At 66.3% G+C, this 4,123-nt stretch carries 4 protein-coding genes; 2 read left to right on the top strand and 2 right to left on the bottom strand.

Going from position 1 to position 4,123, the window contains the following annotated elements:
• Together Q0627_RS04020 and Q0627_RS04015 are read right to left on the bottom strand one after the other, a co-directional pair.
• On the bottom strand, positions 1–1,313 hold a 1,313-nt coding region (locus Q0627_RS04020), incomplete at its 3' end, for a glycoside hydrolase family 57 protein (RefSeq protein WP_298807800.1).
• 47 nt (positions 1,314–1,360) lie between these two features.
• A complete protein-coding gene (locus Q0627_RS04015; protein WP_291017782.1) occupies positions 1,361–2,161 on the bottom strand; it encodes a class I SAM-dependent methyltransferase in 801 nt (266 codons plus the stop codon).
• A gap of 189 nt (positions 2,162–2,350) precedes the next feature.
• Here Q0627_RS04015 and Q0627_RS04010 point away from each other — a divergent pair, with 189 nt between their 5' ends.
• The gene (locus tag Q0627_RS04010) at positions 2,351–3,130 is read left to right on the top strand and encodes an electron transfer flavoprotein subunit beta/FixA family protein (protein ID WP_291017779.1); all 780 of its coding nucleotides are present in this window, start codon (positions 2,351–2,353) and stop codon (positions 3,128–3,130) included.
• A gap of 64 nt (positions 3,131–3,194) precedes the next feature.
• The coding region (locus tag Q0627_RS04005) for an electron transfer flavoprotein subunit alpha/FixB family protein (RefSeq protein ID WP_298807799.1) at positions 3,195–4,123 on the top strand (929 nt) is incomplete at its 3' end.

Here is a 4,123-nt window from a genome sequence, read left to right as displayed (position 1 = left end):
GCGGTGTCCTTGGACACCATGAACGGCCAGTCCGACTGCACCGTCATCAGGGTTTCGCGGACGATCTGATCGGCCACCCGATCACGGGTCTGCGCACCGGCCAGCCGCTTGTCGACGGTGTCGAGCGCGGTCTCGACGACCTCGGCGTTCAGTTGCACGAGGTGCTGCACCTGCGGACCGTTCCACACCCGCCAGTCCTTGCCCGAACCCCACGACGACGCGGGCAGATCCACCGGCTCGCCGACATATCCGTCGCGACGGGCACCGGCCAAGGTGCCGACCTGCACGCCGACCTCGGGCAGCCGGCGCAGCACCTTGTTGAGCCACATCGGGCCCTCATGCCACCAATGACCGAACAGTTCGGTGTCGAAGGCGGCTACGACGAGCGCGGGCCGTCCGATACGCCTCGATTCGGCGATCAGGCGTTCGCGGACATGCCCGACGAAATCGTCGACGTGCTTGTCGAGTACCGCGGCGACGCGCGACGGATCGTACGGCTTTTTCTGATCCGACGGCACGTTGCGACCGGTGACCCGGGACGGTTTGAGTCCGGTCTCGTGGTCGTAGGTGTGAAAGTCGCGATACGCCGCATGACCTGGATAGCCGGATTTGGGCGACCACACCCGATAGCTGACCGACAGGTCACGGCCGAAGGCGACCACGTCGGTGTCGCCGACCGGGCGGCCGAGTGCGGTGTCGCCGTGCAGGCTCGGGCCGTCGACCATGAAATGCCTGACGCCCGCGGCGGCGTACTCGCGTTCCATGCCAGGGGTGAACGCGCACTCGGGTGCCCAGATCCCGGCGGGGTCATAGCGCCATCGGCTGTGTGCGTCGGCCAGGCCCTCACGCAGCGAGAACCGACGCAGCCGCGGATCGAGCAACGGCTGAAACGGATGCGCGAGCGGACCGCCGAGCAGTTCGATGACGCCGGAGTCGATGAGGGAGCGGATCTGCGGGCTGCCACCGTGCTGCCAGTGCGTCTCGAACTCGCCGATCGCATGCGCGGACGACCGATATTCACGGTGCCCGAGTTCGCGACGATCGGCGTCGCGGGACACAGCGGCTTCCATCGACCGCAGTTGCCAGTCGGCGAGCCACTCGTACATCGACGACAGGCAGTGCGGGTCGTCGAGCTGGGCGGCGAGCACCGGCGTGATGCCGAGCGACATCTGGTCGCGGTAGCCGTCGGCGGCCAGCCCGCGCAGCACCTCGAACACCGGCAGATACGACGATGCCCACGACTGATAAAGCCATTCCTCGCCGACGGGCCAGCGGCCGTGGTTGGCGAGCCACGGCAGATGCGAATGCAGCACCAGGGTGAACTGTCCGGGGACCTGATCACTGGTGGAATGTGCGGCGTTCAGGGCCGCACCGCCACCGCGAACAGGTCCAGACTGGTGTCGATATCGCCGTCCCCGCCGGTGGTGTCGAGCACGTCGAAGTCGTCGGTGGCGATCGCGGCGACGTCGGCGGCCAGTTCGTCCGGCCACGGCACACCGGCCAGGGACCGTTCGATCTGGGCGTCGATGATCGACCCGCCCCACTTCTCGTCCAGCGCCCGGATCGCCGCGCCGTGGTACACCCCGTACATGGTCTCGACGCCGAAACCGCCGTCGACCAGCAGTTCGGTGAGTTCGGCGGCATTGAGTTCACGCGTGTGGAAGGGATTGAGCGGGGTGTCGCGGCCGGGGGAGAAGGTGATCCGGTTGGGTGTGGAGATCAGGAGCTTTCCGCCGGGCCGCAGGACGCGCAGGCATTCGGCGATGAACTGCGGCTGATCCCACAGATGTTCGATGACCTGGAAATTCACGACGACGTCGACGGAGGCGTCGGCGATCGGCAGTTCGATCAGATTGCCCTGATGAACGGTCAGCTCGGGGTACCGGCGGCGGGTGTGCTCGACTGCGGAGGTGTCGTAATCGACGCAGGTGACCGAGTCGGCGACGGTCGCGAGCATCGCGGCGCCGTAGCCCTCACCGGAACCGGCCTCCAGGACCGTCTTGCCACGGCATTCGTCGAGGATCGACGTGTAGGCGATCTCGTGCCGGCGGAACCAGTAGTTCTCCTCGGCGATCCCGGGAACGGTGCGTTCGCCGGTGAGGGCCAACGGCGTTTCGGTGTCGACCGCCTCGTGTGCTGCCGAGTCGTTGTGAAGGGTCACCTGACCGAGCCTAAGGTATGACCGGCCGCCGTATCGAACCCCATACGGTATCGGTGGCCCGTCCGTCCGGGCGCGTGTGACGTAGTCGGTGTTTTGTGTCTTGGACCAGCACGTTAAAGTAGGTGAGACCAAACACAACTTACTCGTTGGTAAGTTGCTGACACCGACGCAGGAGGTCGACGTAGACCCATGACAAACATTGTGGTTCTGATCAAGCAGGTTCCCGACAGCGGTTCCGAGCGCAAGCTCGCCGACGACTTCTCGCTGGATCGCTCCATTGATCCGGTGATCGACGAGATCAACGAGAAAGCCGTCGAAGCCGCTCTGCAGATCAAAGAGGCCAACGGCGGCGAGGTCACAGTGCTGACCGCCGGACCCGCGAGCGCCACCGACGCGATCCGCAAAGCACTGTCGATGGGTGCCGACAAGGCTATCCACATCCAGGACGATGCCCTGCACGGCTCCGACGCGGTCCAGACCGCCTACGTCCTGGCCCGCGCGCTGGGCACCGTCGAGGGTGTCGAGCTCGTCATCGCCGGCAACGAGGCCACCGACGGTCGCGTCGGCGCCGTTCCGTCGATGATCGCCGAATTCCTGGAACTGCCGCACCTGACGTCGCTGCGGTCGCTCAATGTCGAGGGTGAGACCGTCACCGGTGAGCGTGAGACCGACGAGGGCATCTTCACCCTCGAGGGTGAGCTGCCGGCCATCGTCAGTGTCAACGAGAAGATCAACGAGGCCCGCTTCCCGTCGTTCAAGGGCATCATGGCCGCCAAGAAGAAGGAGATCGCAGTCCTCGCGCTCTCCGAGATCGAGGTCGAGGCCGACGAGGTGGGCGCCGAGAACGCAGGCTCCGAGGTCATCTCGTCCACCCCGAAGCCCGCCAAGCAGGCCGGCGAGCGCGTCGTCGACGAGGGCGACGGCGGCACCAAGGTCGTCGAATTCCTGGTCTCGCAGAAGATCATCTAGTTCTTCTCGACCGGCAATTCAACCCGACCAACTCCACGACATTCATTCCAGGAGATAAGAAATCATGGCAGAAGTACTCGTTCTCGCCGAGCTCGACGCCGAGGGTGGCCTGAAGAAGGCGACCGGCGAGCTCATCACCGCCGCCCGTGAACTGGGCAGCCCGTCGGCCGTCGTGGCCGCCGCGCCCGGCACCGCCGCCGGCGTCGTCGACGCCCTCACGGCTGCCGGTGCCGAAAAGATCTACGTCGCCGAGTCCGACGCGATCACCGGCATCCTGATCAGCCCCAAGGTCGACGTGCTGTCGTCGATCGCCGAGCAGGCCTCGCCCGCCGCGATCATCGTCGCCTCCAGCACCGACGGCAAGGAGATCGCCGGCCGTCTCGCGGTCCGTCTGGGCTCCGGCGTTCTCGCCGACGTCATCGCCGTCAAGGAAGGCGGCGTGGGTGTGCACTCGATCTTCGGTGGTTCGTTCACCGTCGAGGCGCAGGCCAAGGGTGAGGTTCCCGTGTTCTCGCTGCGCCCCGGTGCCGTCGAGGCCGTCGCGCAGGCCGGTGCCGGTGAGGTCGTGAACGTCGACGTTCCCGAGCAGGCCGAGAACGCCGTCAAGATCGTCAAGGCCGAGCCGAACGTGGGCGGCGACCGTCCCGATCTGACCGAGGCGTCGATCGTCGTCTCCGGTGGCCGCGGTGTGGGTTCGGCGGAGAAGTTCGCCGTCGTCGAGGCCCTCGCCGACTCGCTCGGTGCCGCCGTCGGCGCCTCGCGTGCCGCCGTCGACTCGGGCTACTACCCGGGTCAGTTCCAGGTCGGTCAGACCGGCAAGACCGTGTCGCCGCAACTGTACATCGCCCTGGGTATCTCGGGCGCCATCCAGCACCGCGCCGGCATGCAGACCTCGAAGACCATCGTGGCCGTCAACAAGGATGAAGAAGCCCCGATCTTCGAGATCTCCGACTTCGGTGTCGTCGGTGACCTGTTCAACGTCGCACCGCAGCT

The organism is uncultured Gordonia sp. (assembly GCF_937858515.1).
Lineage (GTDB): Bacteria > Actinomycetota > Actinomycetes > Mycobacteriales > Mycobacteriaceae > Gordonia.
The sequence above is the reverse complement of the archived record's forward strand: the minus strand, read 5'-3'. Positions and strand labels throughout refer to the sequence as shown.